General features: G+C 71.4%; 18 protein-coding genes. 3 read left to right on the top strand and 15 right to left on the bottom strand.

Going from position 1 to position 23,363, the window contains the following annotated elements:
* Positions 1–185: 185 nt before the first annotated feature.
* The 14 genes from ACIA8X_RS05860 to ACIA8X_RS05795 form a co-directional block, all read right to left on the bottom strand.
* Positions 186–1,811 carry an FHA domain-containing protein gene (locus tag ACIA8X_RS05860; RefSeq protein WP_393451623.1) on the bottom strand — a complete coding sequence of 542 codons (1,626 nt, stop codon included), beginning with the start codon at positions 1,809–1,811 and terminating at the stop codon, positions 186–188.
* Between the two features lie 92 nt (positions 1,812–1,903).
* Positions 1,904–3,250, bottom strand: coding sequence for a VWA domain-containing protein (locus ACIA8X_RS05855; protein ID WP_399457842.1), 1,347 nt, complete (start codon positions 3,248–3,250; stop codon positions 1,904–1,906).
* A gap of 98 nt (positions 3,251–3,348) precedes the next feature.
* Positions 3,349–4,824: a PP2C family serine/threonine-protein phosphatase gene (locus ACIA8X_RS05850; RefSeq protein WP_399457841.1), complete on the bottom strand. Its 1,476-nt coding sequence runs from the start codon at positions 4,822–4,824 to the stop codon at positions 3,349–3,351.
* A 3-nt stretch (positions 4,825–4,827) separates the two neighbouring features.
* Complete coding sequence (locus ACIA8X_RS05845) at positions 4,828–7,350, bottom strand: tetratricopeptide repeat protein (protein WP_393451614.1); 2,523 nt, start codon at positions 7,348–7,350, stop codon at positions 4,828–4,830.
* 22 nt (positions 7,351–7,372) lie between these two features.
* Positions 7,373–8,704 (bottom strand): hypothetical protein, encoded by a 1,332-nt coding sequence (locus tag ACIA8X_RS05840; protein ID WP_393451611.1) that lies wholly within the window; start codon positions 8,702–8,704, stop codon positions 7,373–7,375.
* 94 nt (positions 8,705–8,798) lie between these two features.
* Positions 8,799–9,914 carry a glutamate ABC transporter substrate-binding protein gene (locus ACIA8X_RS05835; RefSeq protein ID WP_393451609.1) on the bottom strand — a complete coding sequence of 372 codons (1,116 nt, stop codon included), beginning with the start codon at positions 9,912–9,914 and terminating at the stop codon, positions 8,799–8,801.
* A 14-nt stretch (positions 9,915–9,928) separates the two neighbouring features.
* Positions 9,929–11,398 carry a hypothetical protein gene (locus tag ACIA8X_RS05830; protein ID WP_399457840.1) on the bottom strand — a complete coding sequence of 490 codons (1,470 nt, stop codon included), beginning with the start codon at positions 11,396–11,398 and terminating at the stop codon, positions 9,929–9,931.
* 198 nt (positions 11,399–11,596) lie between these two features.
* Complete coding sequence (locus ACIA8X_RS05825) at positions 11,597–12,568, bottom strand: N-acetylglucosamine kinase (RefSeq protein WP_393451603.1); 972 nt, start codon at positions 12,566–12,568, stop codon at positions 11,597–11,599.
* Positions 12,559–13,824, bottom strand: coding sequence for a 6-phospho-beta-glucosidase (locus tag ACIA8X_RS05820; RefSeq protein WP_393451600.1), 1,266 nt, complete (start codon positions 13,822–13,824; stop codon positions 12,559–12,561). Before ACIA8X_RS05820 ends, ACIA8X_RS05825 begins: the two co-directional genes overlap by 10 nt.
* A 7-nt stretch (positions 13,825–13,831) precedes the next feature.
* The gene (locus tag ACIA8X_RS05815; RefSeq protein WP_393451597.1) at positions 13,832–14,722 is read right to left on the bottom strand and encodes a carbohydrate ABC transporter permease; all 891 of its coding nucleotides are present in this window, start codon (positions 14,720–14,722) and stop codon (positions 13,832–13,834) included.
* 2 nt (positions 14,723–14,724) lie between these two features.
* Complete coding sequence (locus ACIA8X_RS05810; protein WP_393451594.1) at positions 14,725–15,666, bottom strand: carbohydrate ABC transporter permease; 942 nt, start codon at positions 15,664–15,666, stop codon at positions 14,725–14,727.
* 6 nt (positions 15,667–15,672) lie between these two features.
* The gene (locus ACIA8X_RS05805; RefSeq protein ID WP_393451591.1) at positions 15,673–17,034 is read right to left on the bottom strand and encodes an ABC transporter substrate-binding protein; all 1,362 of its coding nucleotides are present in this window, start codon (positions 17,032–17,034) and stop codon (positions 15,673–15,675) included.
* Between the two features lie 93 nt (positions 17,035–17,127).
* Positions 17,128–18,339, bottom strand: a complete 1,212-nt coding sequence (locus tag ACIA8X_RS05800; RefSeq protein WP_393451588.1) for an ROK family protein — start codon at positions 18,337–18,339, stop codon at positions 17,128–17,130.
* A gap of 170 nt (positions 18,340–18,509) precedes the next feature.
* Positions 18,510–19,742 carry an MFS transporter gene (locus tag ACIA8X_RS05795; protein ID WP_393451585.1) on the bottom strand — a complete coding sequence of 411 codons (1,233 nt, stop codon included), beginning with the start codon at positions 19,740–19,742 and terminating at the stop codon, positions 18,510–18,512.
* Between the two features lie 149 nt (positions 19,743–19,891).
* Here ACIA8X_RS05795 and ACIA8X_RS05790 point away from each other — a divergent pair, with 149 nt between their 5' ends.
* Positions 19,892–20,824, top strand: a complete 933-nt coding sequence (locus ACIA8X_RS05790) for a LysR family transcriptional regulator (protein ID WP_393451582.1) — start codon at positions 19,892–19,894, stop codon at positions 20,822–20,824.
* 149 nt (positions 20,825–20,973) lie between these two features.
* Positions 20,974–21,234, top strand: coding sequence for a hypothetical protein (locus ACIA8X_RS05785; protein WP_393451579.1), 261 nt, complete (start codon positions 20,974–20,976; stop codon positions 21,232–21,234).
* A 124-nt stretch (positions 21,235–21,358) separates the two neighbouring features.
* Here the strand turns inward: ACIA8X_RS05785 and ACIA8X_RS05780 are convergent, their stop codons facing one another.
* Positions 21,359–22,453, bottom strand: coding sequence for a mechanosensitive ion channel family protein (locus ACIA8X_RS05780; RefSeq protein ID WP_393451577.1), 1,095 nt, complete (start codon positions 22,451–22,453; stop codon positions 21,359–21,361).
* 324 nt (positions 22,454–22,777) lie between these two features.
* Here ACIA8X_RS05780 and ACIA8X_RS05775 point away from each other — a divergent pair, with 324 nt between their 5' ends.
* Complete coding sequence (locus ACIA8X_RS05775; protein ID WP_093908392.1) at positions 22,778–23,314, top strand: HNH endonuclease; 537 nt, start codon at positions 22,778–22,780, stop codon at positions 23,312–23,314.
* Positions 23,315–23,363 lie beyond the last annotated feature (49 nt).

The raw sequence follows: 23,363 nt of genomic DNA, 5'->3' as shown, positions 1-23,363 counted from the left end.
AGGGGGTGTGAGTGTGTGCCGGGTGGTTTTTCGCCCCCGCCGCCCCTACCCGTCCCGTCCTCCAGGGGCTCTGCCCCTTCGACCCCGGCCCGCTTGGGGGGGGGGGGGGGGGCGCCGCCCCCCCCCCCCCCCCCCCCCCCCCCCCCCCCCTCCCGATCTCGAAGAGGACCAGCCGCGTCAGAGGCCTAGCCGCGCCGGACCGTGATCGTCGTCCACGCCCCGACGTGCACCCGGTCGCCGTCCTGCAGCGGTACCGGGACGAACGGCTGGATCGGCTCCTCGGAGCCGTTCACCGTCGTGCCGTTCGTCGAGTTCTGGTCGACGACCGCCCAGGTGCCGTCCGGCTGCTGGACCAGGACCGCGTGCTGGTGCGAGACGCCCGGGTCCTCCGGCGGCACCGACAGGTCGATGTCGGGGGATTCGCCGGTGGAGTGGCGGCGGCGGCCGATGGTGACCTGGTTGCCGGTGAGGGTGCGCTGCTGCTCGGGCGAGTACGCGGGCAGGTTGAGGCCCGCGGCCTCGGGGCCGGAGCGCTGCATCATCGCCATGAAGTAGTCGCGGTCCGGGCCGATGGTCGCCAGCCAGGTCGCCGGACCGGCAGGCTGCTGCGGGTAGCCGGGGCCGGGCGGTGGCGGGGCCTGGGTCGCGCCGGGCTGCGGGTAGCCGTAGCCGCCCTGAGCGGGGGCGCCGGGAGCACCCGGGCCGCCGGGGCCCGGCGACGGCGGGGAGAGCATCCAGTCGTCGTTGCCGCCGCCGAAGGACGGGCCGCCCTGCGGCGGACGGTTCGGGTCCTGCCCGAAGCCGGGCGGGGCCGGAGGGGCGGCGGGACCGGCCGGGCCGGACGGCTGGAACGCCTGCGGAGCACCGCTGGTCGCGCCGGGACCACCGGGCGGGGTCGGGCCGGGCGGTGGCGGAACCGGCCGCGACGGGTCGCCGCCGAAGCCGGAGGGGGCGTTGCCGCCAGGGCCACCGAAGCCGCCGGGTCCACCAGGGCCTCCGGGGTTGGTGTTGCCCGGACCGCCGGGACCGCCCGGACCCGGACCAAAGCCGCCAGGGCCACCGGGGCCATTGGGGCCGCCGAAACCGCCGGGGCCACCGGGACCTCCGGGGTTGGTGTTGCCCGGACCGCCCGGACCGCCCGGACCACCGGGACCCGGACCGAAGCCGCCGGGGCCACCCATGCCTCCGGGACCGTTGGGGCCAGGACCTCCAGGCCCAGGACCGCCGGGACCAAACCCACCGGGGCCCGCGGGCCCACCTGGGCCGCCGGGACCGCCAGGCCCTCCCGGACCCTGCGGCTCAGCGCCGAACGGCGGGATCGGTTCCGCCGGGCGGTTCACCTGGGACGGGCGCGAGCCCTGGTACTCGTACGAGTCACCGCCGCCGAACGACGGAGGCGGCCCCGATGCCGGCGGGGGCCCCGACTGCTGCTGGAAGTGGGAGGGCAGGCCCGGGCCGCCGGGCGCCGGGGGGCGCGGGGCGGCGGGGGTGTACGACGTCGCCGTGTTGGTCAGGAAGTTCCACCGGCACTCCTCGCAGAACGGAGCGCCGCCCTCACGCGGCGTACGGCACTGCGGGCAGAGCTCCGGCTCCGGTACGCCGCCCATGTGCGGAGGGCCGCCGGGCTGACCGGCGTTCGGGCCACCGGACGGACCGGGGCCGCCGGGGCCACCGGGCGGCGGGAAACCGTAGCCACCGCCGGGCGGGGGCGGCGGGGGAGGGGGCGGAGGCACGGCACCGGCCATGCGGTGACCGCAGACCTCGCACCAGTCGTCGGAACCCGACTGGTGTCCGTTCGGGCAGGTCGGCATGTCGGCGCTTCCCCCTCTCCTTTCCGGCCGTTTTCGACCGGATTTCTCCAACCCCAAGGGGTCAGGCTCGGTGCTTTTAGGGTCCTGCTAGGTCACTTCTTTACACGAACAGTCTTTGTCGACCGTGTCTCGAGAGTCATCTCGTCGGCCTCCGCGACCTTCGCCTTCAGTCGCACAGTACCCGTCGCGGCGTCGACAACGTCCACCACCTTCGCAAGGAGTTTCGCGGTATCCGCATTTCCGGAAGCGCTGGCGAGCTGAACCGCGCGACCCAGTTTGGCCGTTGCTCCATCCATATCGCCCGCTTTGCGAAGATCAAGCCCTTGTTGGATGACTTGGGCAAGTTCCGCCTGGCCCGTGTAGTGGGCGACCTGTGGGTTGATCGACGTCGAGGCGACCATGTCGTCGGTCCACACGGCCCGTACGAGACCCTGCGCGCCCAAGTTCTGGGCGGTGCCGTCGGGTTGCGGGATGACCAGGGAGACCCGTGCGGCGAGCATCTCCCGGCCGACCTCGGCGGAGGGCACCTCGACGCAAACGTGGTAGTCACGGGACTCGTCTCCCCAGCTGCCGGTGGGGTAGTCCCCGGCGCGCGGGCCGCTCTCCGTGCGCCGGTCGGTCAACTCCTCGACCGTCGGCGCGACTTGCTTGACGAACTTGATGGTCGTGCCCACCGGCGTCCACACCCGCAGAGCGACGTCCGCGACCTCCTTGCCCATCGCCGTCTCCATCATCTGCGTGAAGTCGGCGGCGAGACCGGCCGGGTCGGCGACGATGTCGGCGCTGCCGAGCAGGGCGGAGGCGATCCCTGTGACTTCTTTCACTTCCCAGTCGGTGCCCACGCCACGTGCGTCACAGGTGAAACGTCCGGCACAGGCGTCGAGCGCGGCCTTGAGGTCCTGCGGCGACTCGTGCTCGTTGCGTCCGTCGGTGAGCAGGATGCCGTGCCGGATGGCGACGTCGGCCGAGGAGAGCAGGCGGTCGGCGAGCCGCAGCCAGGTGCCGATGGCCGTGCCGCCGCCCGCGCTGAGCCTGCGCAGGGCCTGTTTGGCCTGGTCACGGGTGGTGGCGTCGGCCACGGCCAGGCGGTCGCCGCCCGGGTAGACCTCCTTGGCGACATGCGTGCCGCCGATCACCGCGAAGTGCACGCCGTCGCGCAGGGTGTCGATCGCGGCGGCCGTGGCGTCGCGGGCGTTGCGCATCTTGGTCGGCGGGTAGTCCATCGAGCCCGAGCAGTCGACCATGATCGCCACGGTCGCGGACGGGCCCTGACCCGGCGCGTAGAGGTGGGGTGCCGCGACCGCGCTGCCGACCGTGCCGCCGCCGGTCGCGGTCACCGTGACGATCGCGTTGACCTCGCGACCGCCCTCCGGCAGGTACTCGTTCTGGTACACGTCCACCGAGAACTGCGGCACGTTCGATTTCGAGAAATTGGCCATGCGTTCTCAAATCCCCCTAAAGAACTCCATGGCGGTGCCATGGCTGTCGACGGACCGGTCCCCTCCGGTCCGTTGAGGCCTCGCCCCGCGGTGCGGCCTCAGGCCGATCCTGCCCCCATCGGCGGCGCGGGGAACGGCAGGACGGCCACTGTTACGTTGTCGTGGCCCCCGCCGTCGAGCGCGTGACCGACCAGGACCTGGGCGCTGTGCAGGGGGCGCGCGACGGCGTCGAGGGGCAGGGCGTCGGCCATGTCCTCGGCCGCCTCCGCGTAGTTCCACAGCCCGTCCGTGCACACCACCACCACACCGGGACGGTCCGGCTTGAAGGAAGCGGTGTGCGGCTCCAGTTCGTAGGCGTCCGCGCCGAGCCAGCCCGTGATGGCGTGGGCGCGCTCGTCGGCGTATGCCTCGGCCTCGTTCATCAGGCCCGCGGCGACCATCTGCGCGGCCCAGGAGTCGTCCTCGGTGAGCCGGGCCGGGGGAGTGCTGCGGTCCGCCGGGACCCAGTAGACGCGGCTGTCGCCGACCCAGCCGACGATCAGCAGCTCGGGTGTCACCACGGAGCCGACGATCGTGCAGGCGGGGGCGTTCTGGTGCGGGGCGTGCTCGCGGGCCGTGGCCGGTTCGCCCGCGAGCGCGTTGACCGCGTTCGCGGCGGCGACGATCGCGTCGTGCATGGCCTGCTGCGGGTGCGTGCCGCGCGGCAGGGCGGTGAGCAGCGACTCGCTCGCGGCCCGGGAGGCGGCCATCGAGGCGGCGTCGGGGCGGGTCGCCGAGGACACGCCGTCGCAGACGATCGCCAGGACGGCGGGCCGGCCGTCGGGCAGCGCGGTGCAGCCGACGGCGAACGCGTCCTCGTTGCGGTGGTGGCGCAGACCGCGGTCGCTGACGGCGGCGACCGGGCCTACGTCCTGCTCCATGTGGTCGCGTTCGCGTGGCTGGGCGTGCCCGCAGTTCTCGCAGTACCCGTCGTGGTCGACGCGGCCCGCACGGCAGGCCACGCACACCTTGGTGCCCTCGCGGGGGGTCGGCAGGTCGGGGGCGACACGCGGGTCGGGCGCCTGCAACGGGTACTCCTCGGGCTCCGACGGGCGGTCGAACCGGACGCCGGACGCCGGGGAGGCCGGGGAGGCCGGGGAGCCGGTCGGGGCGGGCGGACCGGTGGGCGCGGGCTGCGGGTGCGGGCCGTCCGGCATGCCGGGAGCGCCCGGGGCCGGGAAGGCGAAGCCGGGAGCCGCGTCGGGGCCGCTCGCGGCCGGGGGCGGCGGTGACTGCGGGGGCGGGGGTGTTCCCGGGGGCAGGTCACGGCCGCCGGAGTCCGTGCCCTGGAGCTCGGCCGGCAGATGGGGGGCCGCCGGGGTGGCGGCGCCGTCCGGTGTGGCGGCGACGGGCCAGTCCAGGCCGGGCGCGCCGGTCTGGGGCGGCGTCGAGCCGTTCATGGCGATGGTCGGGTTGTCGTCCGGCCGTACGGGCACGGCGGACAGGTCGTATCCGCACGCACCGCAGAAACGGTCACCCGACTCAAGCGGCCATTCGCAGCTCGGGCAGGCGGACAACTGGGGCATCTGCGACATCAACTACACCCACGTCCGGGGGCGGTAACGATTGGCACGTTCCACCAGGTCGATCCTCTCCTCGCCGCCCCGCGCGAGCCGGGCCAGCGTGCGGTACGAACGCTCCAGACCGAAACGCAGTCCCCGCTCGTCCAGGCCGCTGCCGAGCAGCGTCCGTCCTCCGGCGGCAGGTGGGGCGGAACCCTGGCCACCGGAGAGTATCCAGTCCAGCGCGCAACCGAGGACTTCCGCCGACAACTGCTCCCGGCGCGCCGGATCCAGCCCGTACGCGTCCAGCGCCTCGACCTGGCCCGCGGCTGCGGTCAGGTCGTCCAGAAACGGTACGTCGGCGGCGGCCGCCGTGCGTTGACGCAGCCGCGCGCGGACGGCCGCCACGCGTGCGGCCGTGTAGTGAATGGAGCTCTCCGAAATCGACTCCAGGGTCTGCACGGCGCCGCGGCGGTCGCCGCTCGCGAGCTGGACCCGGGCCAGGCCGAAGGCGGCGCTCACATAGCTCGGGTCGGTCGACCACACGAGCCGGTAGTACTCGGCGGCGTTGTCCAACTGGCCCAGCACCTCCGCGCACATGCCGAGGGCCAGCTTGGGGGCGGGTTCGCCGGGGAAGGCGTCGTAGATCGCGTCGAAGGCGAGCGCGGCGCCCTCGTGGTCGCCGGTGACGAGCGCGGCCACCCCGCGGTACCAGACGACCCGCCAGTCGTCGGGCCGCTCGTCCTCCAGCTGGAGCAGGGCCTGGTGGGCGGCGCCGGCGTCGCCGTTCTCCAGCCAGGCGCGGATCTGCCGCAGCCGGGTCTCGGTCGACGGCGCCGACGCGGCACCGAGGGCGCCGAGCAACTCGGCCGCGGCCGTGGTCATCAGCCCCGCGAGGAAGCCGGCGTTGGGGTCGGAGGGGTCGACGTGGGGCACCGGCAGGGCGAGGGCGCCGGCGGAGACGTTGACGCCCTTGACGATGCCGGCGCCAAGGGCGGGCGAGTTGGCCGAAGGAGCGGGCGAACCGGCCGGCGAAGCCGTGGGCGTCTCCTTGGCGGGCGCCACCCGCGCCCCCAGCCGCGACACCTCCCCGTCCAGCTTCGGGAACAGCTCCGTGTCCGTGACCCGTACCTCCGGGCCGAACAGTGTCGACAGCGACGGCCTCGCCCGGCCCGACTGCAGGGACACGACCTCGCGCAGCACGCCCGTCAGCTGCTCCGCCATCTCCTGCGCGGAGGCGAAGCGGCGGGCCGGGTCGGGGTCGGTGGCGCGGACCAGGAGGCGGTAGAAGGACTCGTACTGGCGGAAGACCTCGATGTTGTCGGGGTCGGGCAGCGAGTCGACGTAGACGTTCGTGTAGCCCTGGAAGTCGAAGGTCAGGACGGCGAGGGTGCGCGCGACGGTGTAGAGGTCGGACGCCACCGACGGGCCGACCTCCGCGACCTCCGGGGCCTGGTAGCCCACCGTGCCGTAGATGGCCGACTCGTCGTCGTCCATCCTGCGCACCGCGCCCATGTCGATCAGCTTGAGCTGGTCCTCGGTCTGGATGGCGTTGTCGACCTTGAAGTCGCAGTACAAAAGGTTCCGGCTGTGCAGGTGGCCGAGGGCCTCCAGCGCCTCGATGCCGTACGCGCACGCCTGCTCGACGGGGAGCGGGTCACGCTTGCCGTCGGGCGTGCGGCGGCCGTTGGCGATCTCCTTGAGCGACTTGCCGCCGACGTACTCCATGACGATGTAGCCGTCGAGCGAGCCCGTGCGCTGGTCGAGGTGCTCGACGAAGTTGTAGATCCGCACGATGTTGGAGTGCTCGATCTCCGCCAGGAAGCGCCGCTCGGAGATCGCCGCCGCCATCGCGTCCTGGTCGCCGGTGTCGAGCAGGCCCTTGAGCACCACCCAGCGGTCGGAGACCGCGCGGTCCACGGCGAGGTAGATCCAGCCCAGGCCGCCGTGCGCCAGACAGCCCACGACCTCGTACTGGCCGTGCACGATGTCGCCGGCCTTCAGCTTCGGGACGAAGGAATACGGGTGACCGCACTTCGTGCAGAAGCCCTCCGTACGGCCCGGGCGCTCGCCGCGGGCCCGGCCGACCGCCGCGCCGCAGTCCGAGCGGGAGCAGAACCGCTTGCGCTCGGGCACCTCCGGGTTCTCCAGCACCATCTCGCGCGGGTCGGGGCGCGGGACGTCCGGGACCTGGACGAGGCCGACGCCGAGCCGGCCGCGGCCGCTGGAGCCGGCGCCCGAGCCGGAGCTGCGCACCGACACAGAGCGGCCCGTGGAACGGCCCGACAGCGCGCGCGACAGCCGTCCCGACACCGAGCGCCGGGACTTCGACGACTGCGACGACGTACGGGAGCTGCCGCGGCTGGTGGAACGGGAGCTGCCGCTGCCCGCCGAGCCCTTGCCGCCGCCCGTCACCCCGGTGGGCGGCGAGCCCACCATGCCGGTCGCCGAGACGACCGGGGCGAGGCCGCAGGTGTCGCAGTACAGCTCACCGTCGCCCACGTCCTCGTACGTCCCGTCGCAGTCCGGCCGTTGGCAGGTCTGCTGTGCCTGACTCATGACGACGACTCCCCCCTGTGCCTCATGATCCCGGCCCCCTCCGGTCCTCGGGCCCCCGCGGCCCCGGCACCCGCGGGCCGCCGAGCAGTTCCGCGGCCGCGTGCTGGTAGCGCAGGACGGCCTGTTCGGCGACGCGCAGGTCGCAGGGGGCGCTCCACAGCATGCGGCGGGCCGCGTCGTAGCGCTCGATCAGGAACGGGTCCTCCGCCAGGCCGTGCCGGGCGACCTTCGCCTTGTACGCGTCGAGGCGGCCGCGCAGCTCGGCGCGGACCGCCAGGGGTGCGGTGACCGCGGTCAACGACTCACGGGCGCGCAGCAGTTCGTCGTCCGCCTTCTGCTCCAGGGTCTCCAGGAGCGGGGACAGGCGGTGCCACTGCGCGTGTCTGCGGTACTCGGCGGCCGTCGCCAGCTGCTCCTGCAGCACGGTCGGCGGGCCGCTGACGACGGGCACCTCCGTGGCGGCGATCTTCGCCAGCACCTCGCCGCGCGCGGTGCGGGCCTCGGCGAGCGTACGGTCCGCGCGGGACAGCACGTCACGCAGCTTGACCAGACGCTGCTCGGCATCCTGGCGGACCGTCAGTACCGCGTCGATCTCACGGCGTACGTCCTCCAGGGCGCGCGCCTCGCGGTCGTAGACCGTGGTGTCCGGCTTGCCGCCGCCGGGTGCCGAACTCCCGTGTGTGGGCAGCCAGTACGCGAGCGGGTCGGAGACCACCTCAGCGCGCAGTTTGGTGAGCGTGCGCGTGATGCGCTCCAGGTCGTCGCCCGCCGGGTGCTCGCCGGGGCGTACGCCGACGGAGTGCGCGAGCCGGCGGGTGCGCTGGAGCTCCGCGGCCAGGAGGTCGATCCGGGCGGGCAGCGCCGACCAGACCGCGTCGGCGGCGACGACCATGTCCAGCGACGTCGCGTACAGCTCGTTCATCCGGTCCACCAGGGTGACCAGCGTGAACTGTTCGCTGAGCTTGCTCGAACCGCCTTGCAGCGTCGGCGCGTTGGCCGTCGCGGTCGCCGAGCCCGCCACGGTCACCGACTCGCCGCGCAGCAGCTCGGTCAGCTCCACCAGGTCCTCGCGGCTGGACCAGCGGCGGCGGGCGCGGATGTCGCGGGCGGAGCGCAACGCGTCCGTGTACGCGTCGAAGTACGCCCACAGCAGCGTGATCGACGCGTCCGCGGCCGTCCAGCGCTCCTTGGTGATGCCCGTCAGCTCGGCGCCTTCGAGAAGTCTGCGGCCCGCGTGGTCCTGCAGGGCGAGGAGCGAGGTCTCGATCGCCTCGTGCTCCGCGCCGAGCCGCGCCAGCGCACGGTCCACCTCGTCCCGGTCCATCACCGGCCCGGCGGGGTCCGTGACGCCCATCGATCACCTCTCGCTGCGTTGTGGTCCGTTGTGGTGTGGTCAGGTGTGCCGTAGTCCGTTGTGGTGCGTCGTACGTCCGTCAGTTGATGGTCCGTCACTTGTACCGGGCTTCGGGAGGAGTCGCCGACGCCGACTTCTTGTCGCCCTGGTCCATGGTCGGGTGCAGCCACTTCTCGTACGACGTCTCCCAGTCGCCGTCCTCGATGTAGTTCTCCAGAGTCCGGTTGACCTGGCGTACCAGATCGTCGGAGCCCCGTTTCATCGCCACGCCGTAGTACTCGTCCGTGAACAGGCCGCCCTTCAGTTCGACCGTCGGGTCCTGCGCGGCCTGACTGGCGGCGAGCGCGCCGTCGGTCACCACCGCGTCGACCTCGCCGAGCTGCAACTTCACCAGGCAGTCGAGCTGGTTGGGGACGGTGATCTTGATGTCGGTGGAGTCCGGAAGGTCGCCGGACTTCCTGCCCGCTTCCAGGTTGTCGTACGCCGTGGAGCCCTGAGCCGAGCACACCTTCTTCTCGGCCAGGGTCTTGTCGAACCCGGTGATCGTCGAGGTCTTGGGCGCCAGGACCTGCTGGCCGGTCACGAAGTAGGGCGCGGAGAAGGCGACTTGCCCGATGCGGTCGCAGTTGATCGTCATGGTGCGGACCACCATGTCGACCTCGCCCTTCTGGATCGCCTCGATACGGCGGCTGGTCGGGATGGCCTTGAACTGGACCGCGTCGCGGTCACCGAGGATGTCCTCGGCGATCCGGTGGACCAGGTCGATGTCGAAGCCCTCCAGCTCACCGGCGGGGTTGTTCGGGTCGAGGTAGCCCCAGCGGTAGCTGTTGGTGTCGACGCCGACGATCAGGCGGCGGTCCTTGCGGGCCTTGATCGCGTCCAGCGTCGGCGCCTTGCCGTCGCCGCCGGACGGCGACAGGCTCTGGTCCTGCGGGTTCTCGCAGTCCTCCGCCTTCGCCTGGCTGACGTGGGCGACGCTCTGGCCTCCGGTGGCCGTGCCGCCGTCGTGGCTCGGCGGCTGCGTGAGCGGCAGCAGCAGCACGAACGTCACCGCCAGGGCGCAGAGGGCCGCCATCGCGCCCACACCGCCCCAGCCGCGCAGGCCGGCCCGCAGGGCCCGCAGACGCCGCCAGGGGCCTGCTGCGGTAAGGCTTGCCGCGGTCCGGAGACCGGCCGAGTCGTCCGCGTTCGTCGTGCCGCGTGCGTTCATCCTCGTGCCCCCTCTCACCGGTACTCCGACAGTCGGCGGCCGATGCCGAGGACCGCGCCGGTCGCGCCCAGGACCGCGAGGACAGCGGCGCCGGTCGGGAGGCCGGTCAGCGAGTCACGGCCGTCGCTCGCGGCCTGCCTGAACTCGTTCTGTTCGTGCGTGAGCGCCGTCGCCAGGGCTTTGTCGACGTTGTCGAAGCACACGCTCGTCGGCTCCTCGGCGGCGCCGATGACGCGGTCGCGGGCCGCTTGGTAGTTGCCGGAGTTGTTGTCGTCGCGGGCGAGCTTGTGGCGGTCCTTCCAGACCTTCATGAAGCCGTTCGCGTCCTGGACCGGCTTGGTGCCGGCCGAGTCGTCCGCGAGGCCCTCTGCCTGGTCCAGGGCCTCGCCCAGCTGGTCGATCTGCCGGTCGTAGCCCCATTCGTACGCGTCCACGACCGTGTCGTCGGCGAGCGTCTTCGTGTCCGCGCCTCTGCGGACCAGGTTCATGTTCTCGTCGCTGCGGGCGGTCAGGGAGGCGATGCGGGCCTCGTGCAGTACGTTCAGCGAGCGGACGCCGTGGTCGTAGGAGTCGTCCAGGCCCGCGCGGGCCACGGTGTGGCTCACGGCGAGCCACAGCAGGACCACGGTGGAGGCGGCTGTGGCGGTGACGAGGCCGTGGTTGAGGACCCTGTTCGTCCGCTGGTAGTTGCGGCGTTGGGCCCAGACGAGGGCGGCCAGGGCGAGGAGGCCGAGGCCGGCCGCCGCCCAGGGGAAGGACTTCGCGTCCGCGTAGTCGGAGCTCAGACGCTGGTTCTCCGTCTGGTAGAGCTTCTCGGCCGACGGCAGCATCTTCTGCTGCATCATCTCGTTCGCCGCGCGCAGATACGCACCGCCCACGGGGTAGCCCTGGCGGTTGTTGGCCCTCGCGGTCTCGACCAGGCCCTTGTACTCCGGCAGGAGCCTGCTGAGTTCGGCGATCGTTTTGGCCGACGGGGAGCCCGGTTCGGAGTTGGCGGCGGCCTTGACGAGTTTCTCGGCGGCCGTGCGGATGTCCGTCTCGTAGCCCTCGCGCATGGCGGGCTTCTCCTGCAGGCCGGCGAGGTAGCCGCTGGCCGCCGCGGTGTTGGCGTCCGCCAGGGAGCGGTAGATGTCGGCCGCGTCGGAGCTGAGGGGCTGGCTGCGGTTGAGGACGTCGTCGGCCGCGGCGGCCCGGTCGGTCATCTGCCAGGCGGCCACGGCGCCGAAGGCGACGACGCACAGGGCCAGAAGGGCGCCGATGATGCGCAGGCGGCCGGGTTCGGTGGTGGCGGCCGCGCGGAGCTGGTCGAAGCCCTCGGCGAAGGCGGTGCGGCGTGCCAGTGGCGGTGGAGCGGGGGGAAGGGGCCGGACGGCGCCGCTGTGCTGTTCGGGCTGGGCCGGCTGCGGCGGTACGGACGGCATGGTGGGCGCGCCGGGTGCCGGGCCGGGATCCGGTGGTGCGCTGCTCTTCGGCGTCTGTGTCACTGCTGACCTCCCCCGTGGTCATCCGTCGCCGCAAGTATCCCTGGCGGGACTGACATCCGCACCGGCCTTCACTGGATCTTGATCGGATCGCAGTGGATTGCCTGCCGGCGGCCGGGCAGGGTCTCGCACCACCCCTGCCCATGAACACGCGGTGGGAATCAGTTCGGTTCCCCAGGCCGAAAGGGTGCGGACCGGGGTTCAGGACGTGAAGTGGCCGTGCACCCGCTCCTGTACCTCCGCCCCCGCCCCCACCGCGTCCAGCCCCAGCAGCGCGGCCCCCAGTACCGGGCTCGCCGTGACCACCTGCGGTACCGCCTTGGGGGCGCGGGACATGAGGAGGTCTCGGATTCCGTCGGTCAGCTGGGGGTGCTGGGCGGCCAGCACGCTGCCGCCCAGGAGGACCGGTGTCTCCTCCTCCAGGAGGCCGAGGCGGGTCAGCGCGACCGTGGCCATGGTCACCACCTCGTCGGCCAGGCGGTCCACGATCGCGCGGGCCACAGGGTCGCCGTCCGCCGCCGTGGCGAACAGCACCGGTGTCAGTTCGTGACGGCGGGCGGCGGGGATGTCCTCCAGGTGCAGGGCCTCGATCAGGGCGTACATGGTGGGCAGGCCGAAGTGGCCGGGGAGGGTGTGGGCCAGCGTCGTAGGTACTCCGCGGCCGTCCTCCGCGCGGGCCGCGTGCCACAGGGCCTCCTCCGCCAGGCCCGAACCGCCGCCCCAGTCACCGGAGATACGGCCGATCGCGGGAAAGCGGGCCGTACGGCCGTCGGGGCGCATGCCGACGCAGTTGATGCCGGCGCCGCAGACCACGGCGACCCCGCGCGGTTCGGTGATCCCGGCCCGCAGGATCGCGAAGGTGTCGTTGCGGACCTCGACGTCCGTGCCCCACGCGCGCGCGTGCAGGGCGGTGGCGAGCAGCTCCTCCTCGATGGGGAAGTCGGCGTTGGCCAGACATGCGGAGACGTGGTCGACCGAGGTCACCCCGGCCGTGGCGAAGGCCCGTTGCACGGCCTCGGCCACCTGGTCCACGGCCGCCTCGACCCCCACCACCGGCGGCTGGAACCCGCCGCCGCGGGCCGTGGCGAGGACGGTTCCGTCGTCCGCCACGACCGCGACGTCGGTCTTGCTGTTGCCCGCGTCGACGGCGAGGACACGTGCGGTCATGCCCACGCGAGATGCTCCTGGTTGTGTGCGATCAGTTGGTCGGTGAGGGTGTCGGCGTAGGCGTACTGGCCGACGAGCGGGTGCGCGAGGAGGGCCCGGAAAACCCGGTCACGGCCGCCGCGCAGCGCCGCGTCCAGGGCCAGGTCCTCGTAGGCCGTGACGTTCGCCATCAGCCCTGCGTACAAGGGGTCCACCTGGGGCACCGGCAGCGGGGCCGGGCCGTCCGCTCCCACGGCCGCCTGCACCTCGATGACCGCGTCGGCGGGGAGGAAGGGCAGCGTGCCGTTGTTGTACGTGTTCACCACCTGGTGCGGGCTGCCTCCCCCGCCCAGCAGTCCGGCGGCCAGGTCGACCGCCGCCTCCGAGTAGTAGGCGCCGCCCCGCTTGGCGAGCAGCTCCGGCTTCTCGTCCAGCGACGGGTCGCCGTACATCTTCAGCAACTGCCGTTCCATCTCCGCCACTTCGGCGGCCCGGGACGGCTTCGTGCGCAGCTCCCGTACGACCTCGTCGTGCGCGTAGAAGTACCGCAGGTAGTACGACGGGACCACGCCCAGCCGGTCCAGCAGCGTGCGCGGCAGCTTCAGGTCCGCCGCGATGGCGTCCCCGTGCTCGGCCAGCAGCTTCGGCAGTACGTCGGCGCCGTCGGGGCCGCCGAGGCGTACCGCCGTCTCCCAGGTGAGGTGGTTGAGGCCCACGTGGCCCAGGTGGACGTCGGACGGTGTCACGCCGAGCAGCCCCGCGAACTTCCGCTGGAAGCCGATCGCCACGTTGCACAGCCCGACCGCCTTGTGGCCGGCCTGGAGAAGGGCGCGGGTGACGATGCCGACGGGGTTGGTGAAGTCGATGATCCACGCGTCCGGGTTCGTACGGCGGACCCGTTCGGCGATGTCCAGGACCACCGGCACCGTCCGCAGCGCCTTCGCCAGACCACCCGCGCCGGTCGTCTCCTGGCCGACGCAGCCGCACTCCAGGGGCCAGGTCTCGTCCTGCTGGCGGGCCGCCTGCCCGCCGACGCGGAGCTGGAGCAGGACCGCGTCGGCGCCCTCGACCCCCGAGTCCAGGTCGGAGGTCGTGACGATCCGGCCGGCATGGCCCTGCTTGGCGAAGATACGGCGGGCCAGCCCGCCCACCAGCTCAAGACGCTCGGCGGCGGGGTCGACGAGGACCAGTTCCTCGATGGGCAGGGCGTCCCTGAGCCGGGCGAAGCCGTCGATGAGTTCGGGGGTGTAGGTCGAGCCTCCGCCGACCACGGTCAGTTTCATGAGTGGTTCAACCCTTTACTCCGGTGAGGGTGACGCCCTCTACGAACGCCTTCTGCGCGAAGAAGAACACGACGATCACGGGGGCCATGACCAGTACGGTCGCGGCCATGGTCAGGTTCCAGTCGGTGTGGTGCGCTCCCTTGAACGACTCCAGGCCGTAGGACAGGGTCCAGGCGCCCGGGTTCTCGGACGCGTAGATCTGGGGGCCGAAATAGTCGTTCCACGCGTAGAAGAACTGGAACAGGGCCACTGCGGCTATGCCCGGTTTGGCCATCGGGAGGACGACCTTCAGCAGGGTGCGCAGTTCGCCGCAGCCGTCCACCCGCGCCGCGTCCAGGTACTCGTTCGGGATCGTCGTCAGGAACTGGCGCAGCAGGAAGATCGAGAACGCGTCCCCGAACGCCATCGGGATGATCAGGGGCCAGAGGGTTCCCGAGAGGTCCAGTTGCTTCGCCCAGAACAGGTACATCGGGATGATGATCACCTGCGGCGGCAGCATCATCATCGAGATGACCAGCATCAGCGAGAGGTTTCGGCCGCGGAAGCGGAACTTGGCGAGCGCGTACGCCACCGGGACGGACGACACCACGGTGAGGACCGTGCCCAGGCCGGCGTAGACCAGCGTGTTCTTCCACCAGGTGAGGAAGCCCGGTGTGTCGAAGACCTTGGTGTAGTTGCCCCACTCCCAGGCGTCCGGGACGAGGTCGCGGGTGAGCGCCTGCTGGTCGCTCATCAGCGAGGTCAGGACGACGAAGACGAAGGGCAGGGTGAAGAAGAGCGCGGCCGCGATGCCGAGGGAGTGGATCGCTATCCATTCCAGGAGTGCCTTGCGGCGTGCCGTGCGCTCGGCGACTGTTGGGTTTCCCAACTGAACCGGTTTGTCGAGCACTTGGGTCATGGTCAGTCACCTGCCTGGATCAGTCCGCCCCGGCGCCGCATCAGCAGCGCGGTGAACGCCATGGCGAGGGCGAACAGGACGAGCGCGACCACACACGCCGAGCCGTAGTCGAAGCGCTGGAAGCCGAGGTTGTAGACGAGCTGGGGGAGGGTCAGCGTGGACTTGTCCGGGTAGCCGGGCTCGAACTGCTGGCCGGAGCCGCCGATGATGCCCGAGGCGACCTTTCCGGCCACCAGCGGCTGCGTGTAGTACTGCATCGTCTGGATCACGCCCGTGACCACGGCGAACATCACGATCGGCGAGATGTTCGGCAGCGTGACGTACCGGAACCGCTGCCAGGCCGACGTGCCGTCCAGCTCCGCGGCCTCGTACTGCTCCTTCGGTACGTCGAGCAGCGCGGCCATGAAGATGACCATGAGGTCGCCCACGCCCCACAGCGCGAGCGCGGTGAGGGCCGGCTTGGACCAGGCGGGGTCGGTGAACCAGCCGGGGGTCGGCAGGCCGAGGCCCTCGAGGACCGAGTTGACCGGGCCGGTGCCGGGGTTGAGGAGGAAGACGAAGGCCAGGGTCGCGGCGACCGGCGGGGCGAGGTAGGGCAGGTAGAAGAGGGTGCGGAAGACGCCCGTGCCGGTTTTGATCTTGGTGATGAGCAGGCCGATGCCCAGGCCGAACACCACCCGGCAGGTCACCATCACCAGCACCAGCCAGAGCGTGTTGCGCAGCGCCGGCCAGAACAGCGGATAGTCGTTGAAGACGTAGGCCCAGTTGCCCAGGCCGCGGAAGACCGGTGTGCCGAAGCCGTCGTACTTCATGAACGAGAAGTACACGGTGGACACCAGCGGATAGGCGAAGAAGACGCCGAACCCGATGAGCCACGGTGACAGGAAGGCCACCGTCCGAAGCGCCGACCTGCGGCGCTTCGCGCGGAGAGTGTGCGTGGTCATCGGAGGCTACTTCGCCTGCTCGATGTCGGTGTCGATCTGCTGGGCCGTTTTCTCCAGACCGGCCTTGAGGTCCTTCACCTTGCCGGACTCGTACTGGTAGCCGAAGTCCTGAAGGGTCGTCTGGTACGTGGAGCCGTTGATGGAGGCCGGCGGGGTGTTCGAGTGCGTGTTCTGGGCGATCTCCAGGAACGTCTTGAAGCCGGGGTCCACCTTGAGGTCGGGCGACTTCAGGGCCGCGAACGTGGACGGCACGTTGTGGATGGCGTTGGCGAAGGAGACGACGGCCTCGGTGTCGGTCGTCAGGTACTTCACCAGCTCCCAGGCGGCGTTCTGCTTCTCGCTCTGCGGGGCGATGCCGATGATCGTGCCGGAGAGGAAGCCCTTGCCGTACTCGTCCACCTCGTCGTCGGCGACGGGCATCGGGGCGGTGCCGATCTCGAAGTCGGTCCCGGCGTCCTTCGCCATGCCGAGCCGCCACTCGCCGTCCAGCTGCATGGCCACCTGGCCGGTCTGGAACGGGTGCTTGGCGCCCCACTCGTCACCGAAGGTGTTGCGGTACTTCTCCAGCTTCTCGAAGCCGCCGAGGTCGTTGATCAGCTTCTTCTGGTACGTGAACATCTCGGCGAACGCCGGGTCCTCGGCGATGTTGGACTTGCCGTCCTTGTCGAAGTAGGCGTGGTCCCACTGGGACATGTAGTGGTCCACGACCGTCTCGTAGCCGTGGTACGTCGGCATGAACCCGAGCTGCTGGTAACTGTCGCCCTTGCTGACAGTCAGCTTCTTGGCGACCTTCGCGAACTCCGACCAGGTCTTCGGCGGGGACGTGATGCCCGCCTTCTCGAAGGCGTCCTTGTTGTAGTAGAGGCCGTAGGCGTCGCCCAGCAGCGGCAGGGCGCAGCGGGTGCCCTCGAACTGGGTGTAGTCCAGCATCGGCTTCGGGATGATCTTGTCGAGGTCGAGCTTGGACTTCTCGATGAAGGGCTTGAGGTCGAGGAAGGCGCCGGAGGAGCAGAACTTGCCGATGTTGGACGTCGTGAAGGACGACACCACGTCGGGGCCGTTCGAACCGCCCGCGCGCAGCGCCTGGTTGAGCTTGTCGTCGTTGATGTTGCCGACGACCTTCACCGTGATGTTCGGGTGGGCCTTCTCGAAGCGGTCGACGTTCGCCTGGATCGCCTTGACCTCGGCGGGCGCGCTCCAGCCGTGCCAGAAGGTGATCGTCGTCTTGGCGTTGGGGTCGTCGGTGGCACTGGACTCCGACTGGCCGGTACAGGCCGTGGCGAGCAGGGCCAGGGAGGCGGTGGCGGCGAGGGCGGCGGCTGTCTTGCGGGACGCTGAGGGTATGACGTTCCAGGACTTTCCGGGCATGGCGAAATCTCCCAAGGGCGGGACAGGGGTGGGTGAGGGAAGGCGGGGGGTGTCTGAGGGGTGTGGGTGGTGTCTGGAGGACAGGGAGGGCGGTCAGCGCGAGGTGTCGAAGACCTCGTCGCGTGTCGCCGCGAGCGCGCTCTCCAACGCGCCCTGCAGCACCGGGTGTTCACGGACGTCACCGACGACGAGCCGGGGCCTGGACGCGGCCAGCTCCTCCAGCTCGTCCTGGACGAGGGCGCGCAGCACCTCGCCGCCGGAGGTGAGGGAGGCGCCGCTGAGGACGACCAGTTCGGGGTCGAGTACGGAGACCAGGGAGGCGAGGCCGGTGGCCAGCCGGGTCGCGTAGGTCGACAGGAGGAGCCGGTGCAGGACGGTGTCCTCGGTGGCGGCCCGCTGGACGAGGGTGGCGGCGGCCTCGGCGTAGGAGCCCGACGGGATGTTCGTCATGCCCAGTTCGAGTGCGAGCCGGGGGATCGCCTGCGAACCGGCGAGCTCCTGATAGCCGCCACTGTTGGCTTTCGTCACCTGACGGACCAGGGGTACGCCCGGAACCGGCAGGAAACCCACCTCGCCCGCGCCGCCGGTCCAGCCGCGGTGCAGGCGCCCGCCGAGGACCAGGGCGGCACCGAGGCCGCCCTCGTTCCACAGCAGTACGAAGTCCTCGTGGCCGCGGGCCGCGCCGAGCCGCTGCTCGGCCACCGCCGCGAGGTTGACGTCGTTCTCGTACTCGACCGGCATCGGCACGGCGGCCGCGACCTCGTCGAGCAATGCGGGGGTGTGCCAGCCGGGGAGGTGGGAGGCGTAGCGCAGTCGGCCCGTGTTGGGGTCGAAGGCGCCGGGGGTGCCGATGACGAGCCGGTGGACGTCGTCGCGGGCGAGGCCCGCCGCCTTCACCGCGCCGTCCAGGGCGTCGGTGACCTGCCGCACGACGGGATGGGCCGGGCGTCTGCCGGGGGTGGGCAGTTCGTACGACCCGACCGTGCGGCCGGTGATGTCGGCGACGGCGGCGAGGATGCGTTCTGGGGTGACATCGAGCCCGGCGGCGTACCCGGCGGTCGGATTGACCTCGTACAGCTGGGCGTTGGGGCCGGGTCGGCCCTCCGTCGTGCCGGTGGCCAGGACGAGGCCGGCGGCCTCCAGGCGGGCCAGCAGCTGGGAGGCGGTCGGCTTGGACAGGCCGGTGAGCTTGCCGATCCGCGTGCGGGACAGCGGGCCGTGCTCCAGGAGGAGGTCCAGGGCGGCACGGTCGTTCATGGCGCGCAGGACGCGAGGGGTGCCCGGCGTACCGGCGTTTCCTGCCATGGGGTCGACACCTGCCTTTCGGCTGACCAGCTTCTCAGCGATCTACGACGGAAGTCCATCCAGGATCACTGTTAGGAAAGTTTCCTATTGGGTTGCGAGGAAGGTACGCCCGCCGGGGACTCGCGTCAAGAGAGGTCTATACCAGGCAACGCGGTCGTTACCTGGGCTCGCTACTTGGGCGCGCTGTGCTGGAGCACGCGTTCGTGCCACGGGAGCAGAAGCGGTGTCGCCAGCAGCAGCACTCCGGCGAGGGCGATCGCGAGGCGCGGGCCGGTCAGCGCCGCCAGCAGGCCCCACAGTGCCGTCACGGCAGCGGTCGTCGTCTTGCCGGTGATCGACCATGCCGACAGGGTGCGCGTGGTCCGGTCCGGCGGGGTCTGGTCGAGGCGGGTGGTGGCGAGCACCGGGTTGAAGACGCCGATGCAGGTGATCAGGATGAACTCGACGGCCATGACGAGGAGCAGACCGGGCGTGCCCGGGCCGATGAAGGCCAGGCCGACGGGCCAGCAGGCGCGCAGGGTGCCCGCGGTGAGAAGGACCTTGCGCCGCCCGTGCCGGGCGACCAGGCGCCGGGACAGGCGTGAGCCCAGCAGGCCGCCGAGGCAGGGGACCGCGAAGGCGAGGCCGTACTGCCAGGGGGTGAAGCCGAGTTGGCCGAGCATGAGGACGGCGAGCAGTGGGGCCGGTGCCATGATCAGGGCGTTGACCAGGACCGTGTTGAGGAACAGCGGGCGCAGGGTGGGGTGCGTGAGGATGTGCCGCCAGCCTGCCGGGAGGTCGCTCATCCGCAGGCCCGAGGAGGCGGCAGGGGAGGGCTGTTGCCTTTCCTTACCGTTGATCGCCCGGATCCCCAGCGCCGACAGCAGATAGCTGACCGCGTCCGCCAGCACCGTCGTCACGGGGCCGAGCACGCCGACCGCCACCCCGCCGAGCGGTGGCCCGAGTGCGGTGGCCGTCCACATCGTGGCCTCGAAGCGGCCGTTCGCCACCAGCAGGTCCTCGCGCGGCACGAGGGACTTCAGATACGCCCCGCTCGCCGCCGTGAACGTGATGTCCGCAGCCGCGACCACCACCGACACCACCACCAACTGACCGAGCCCGAGCCCGCCCAGCGCGAACACGACCGGGATGCTCAGCAGCGCGCCGCACCGGACCAGGTCCGCCACGACCATCACCGGCCGCTTCCGGCGGAGCTCCACCCACGCCCCGAGCGGCACCGCCACCAGCGCCCCCACCGCGAGCCCCGAGGCCGCCAGCAACGCCACCTCGGTCGCCCCGGCGTGCAGCACGACCACCGCGATCAGCGGCAACGCGTCGAAGGCCAGCCGCGTCCCGAACGTACTGACCCCGTACGCCGCCCACAGCAACCCGAAGTCCCGCCCCAGCGACCGCTCGCCCGTCATACCCAGCCCCAACCCAGCCCCGCCCAAGCCCTCAGCCCGGCCCCAACCTCACGTTGACCGGAGCCATCCAAGCCAGAGGCGATTCCCCGGATCAAACAACCGATCGCGTCCACCGGCACAACCAGAAGTTGTACGCCTACGATGACGCCGTGGACCTCGAAGCCGTGCGCACCTTCGTCGCCGTGGCGGACGAGGGCCGGTTCCAGGACGCCGCCGCGACCCTGGCGGTCACCCAGCAGGCCGTCTCCAAGCGCATCGCGGCGCTGGAGAAGCGTCTCGGGGTGCGTCTGTTCACCCGTGCCGCACGCGGGGCCCGGCTCACCATCGACGGACAGGCGTTCCTGCCCCACGCGCGTGCCCTCCTCCAGGCCGAGGAACGGGCCGTCGCCTCCGTGCGCCCCGGCAGCCGCGCCCTGCGGGTCGACGTGATCGGCCGGCGGCTCGGCCCGGCGGTCCTGCTGCGCGACTTCCACCGCGCCCACCCCGGCACCGACCTCGACGTCCTGACCCTCTTCGACGTCGACGCGGCCGTCGCCGCCCTGCGCGCCGGCACGATCGACGCGTCGTTTCGATTCGTTCGCCCCGAGCCCGCGCGGCAGCTGCCCGACGGCATCGACGCCGTCCACGTGTACGACGAGCCGGTGCAGCTCCTGACCGGACCGGGGCACGCCCTCGCCGCCGCCCGCACCGTGACACCCGACCGGCTCGCCGGGCATCGCATCTGGATGCCCGGCATCGTCGAGGGCACCGAATGGGCCGCCTACTACGCAGCCCTCGCCGCCGAGTTCGGGCTCACCATCGAGGCGACCGGGCCCGACTTCGGCACCGAGCCGCTCCTCGACACGATCGCCGACTCCGCCGTACTGGCGACCTTCGTCGGCGCGGACACCCGCCTGGTCTGGCCCGCCGACCAGGACCTGCGCCGCATCCCCCTGCGTGACCCGACCCCGGTCTATCCGCACTCCCTGCTCTGGCGCGCCGACAACCCGCACCCCACACTCGCGGCACTGCGCGCCCACCTCGCCGCGACTCGGACCGAGTACCGGGAGATGGAGATCTGGACGCCGGCCTGGGCGCGGTGACCGGTTTGCGGCCGACTATGACCAGTCGTGGCACGGTCGAGATAGATCGTGGCGCGTCCCTGATGGGTCGTGGCGCAGTCCTGATCGGTCGCGGTAGAGCCTTGATCGTTCGCGGCACGGCCCTGATCGGTCGCCGCTAGTCTGCGCGGATGCCGCGTGACCGTCGCCGTTCGCTGCTCGCCCTCGCCTCACTTGCCGTGATCCTCGCGGGCGTGTCCTTCGTGTTCTGGGCGACGCGGCCCGTGCCGCACGGCGAGTGCCTGGTGGCCTACTCCCGTATGTCCGGCGTGGGGAGCCCGCCGCCGACCGCGGACGAGCTGGACGAGATCGCCCGGCGGGCCTACGAGGAGGCCATCGCCGAGGGGCGGTGTGAGCCGCCGTGGCCGCGGTGGCGCGGGTGGGTCGACTGAGGCACGCGACACGCACTGCCCGCCGCCCTCTGCCCGCCGCCCTCTGCCCGCACACACGGCGCAGGGGGCGCGCAGACTCGCGCGCCCCCTGCGTCGTACGCCTGACCCGGCCCGCCCCGCGGGGCTACTTCGTCACGCTCGGCGGCGCCAGTGGCGTAGCCGCCTGTGCCTGCGGCGAGGACGTGTTGGAGTACGCCGACGGGGCCGCCATGCCCGCCGTCGGGTCGGTCGCGGCCTCCTCCTCCAGCGTGAGGGGGGCGCGGCCGACGATCGGGATGTCGGCGGCGTCGAAGGCGCGCTTGATGCGCCAGCGCAGTTCGCGTTCGATCGTGAGGGCCTTGCCGGGCATGGTCTTCGCCGAGACGCGGACGACCATCGAGTCCAGCAGCACGCTGTCCAGGCCGAGGACCTCGATCGGGCCCCAGAGGAGCTCGTTCCAGGGCTCCTCCTTGCTCATCGCCTCGCCGACCTCGTTCAGTACGGCCTTCACGCGGTCGAGGTTCTCGGAGGGGCGGACCGTGACGTCCACGCCCGCCGTGGACCAGCCCTGCGAGAGGTTGCCGATGCGCTTGATCTCGCCGTTGCGGACGTACCAGATCTCGCCGTTGTCGCCGCGCAGCTTGGTCACGCGCAGGCCGACCTCGATGACCTCGCCGGAGGCGACGCCCGCGTCGATGCTGTCGCCGACGCCGTACTGGTCCTCCAGGATCATGAAGACGCCGGAGAGGAAGTCGGTGACCAGGTTGCGGGCGCCGAAGCCGATCGCGACGCCCGCCACACCCGCGGAGGCGAGCAGCGGGGCCAGATTGATGTCGAAGGCGGACAGGACCATCAGGGCGGCCGTGCCCATGATCAGGAAGCTGGCCACCGAGCGCAGGACCGAGCCGATCGCCTGGGAGCGCTGACGACGGCGCTCCACGTTGACCAGGAGGCCGCCGATGGCCGTGCCGTCCACCGCCTGCACGGTGCGGTTCATCCGGTCGATGAACTTGGTGATCGCGCGCCGGATCAGCACTCTCAGCACCGCCGCGATGACCAGGATCAGCAGGACCCTGAGACCTATCGCGAGCCAGGTCGACCAGTTCTGCTCGACCCAGCCGGCGGCCTGGGTCGCGCTCTCCTGGGCGTCCTGGACCGTGGGAACGGACGGCGTCTCGCTCTCAGAGGGAGACGGCGACGGCGTCGAACCGGCGGCCAGGAGAAGGGCGGGCAAGGTCACGGCGGGTACCTCCAGTGCGGCCCGCCCCACCGGCAGATGGTCAGGTGGTCAAGGTCACGAAAAGGTCACCAGTGGGGCAGGGTCACCACACTAACGGGGCATCGTGTGTGGATCGCCGCCATGTTCGAGGGAGGAAACGTGCCCACCCGGGGATGAACTGGTGGGATGAAGCGTTCGTCGCCCGGGGGATGAATATCAGATGTGGTCGAAAACACTCCCAGCCCGTTACCGGGACATGGTGGCGCTTTCACCAGGCAAGAGGGGAGACTGACTACAGATCGTCCCGGCGCGAGCCACGCGCCGCCGACGCCCAAGGAGGCATCCGTGCCGCATGTCCTGGTCCTCAACGCGTCGTACGAGCCACTCGGCGTCGTACCGCTCCGCCGCGCGCTCGTCCTCGTCCTGGAGAACAAGGCTGTCTCCCTGGAGGAATCCGGCGCCTTTATGCACAGCGCAACCGTCACAGTCCCCGCACCCAGCGTGGTCCGGCTCAAGCGATTCGTCCGGGTTCCCTATCGGGGGCCCGTTCCTCTGACCCGCAGGGCACTCTTCGCGCGCGACGGGGGCCGGTGCATGTACTGCGGTGGCGTCGCAACCAGCGTCGACCATGTCATTCCGCGCAGCCGCGGGGGCAAGCACGTCTGGGACAACGTGGTGGCGTCCTGCCGCCGCTGCAACCACGTGAAGGCCGACCGACATCTCTTCGAGATCGGCTGGCGGCTGCGCCACAAACCCGCTCCACCCACCGGTCTCGCCTGGCGCATCATCGGCACCGGGCATAGGGACCCGCGCTGGTTGCCGTACTTGCAACCGTTCGGCGCGGAGGACGCCATGGCCCGGATCGACGGCATTTCCGCCTGACGACCCGGGCTTTCGCATACCCGGTGCCTCCGGGGCTCCGCGGTCAGCC

This window comes from Streptomyces sp. NPDC051738, from assembly GCF_044453205.1.
Taxonomy (GTDB): domain Bacteria; phylum Actinomycetota; class Actinomycetes; order Streptomycetales; family Streptomycetaceae; genus Streptomyces.
This window is presented reverse-complemented; position numbering and strand designations above follow the sequence as displayed.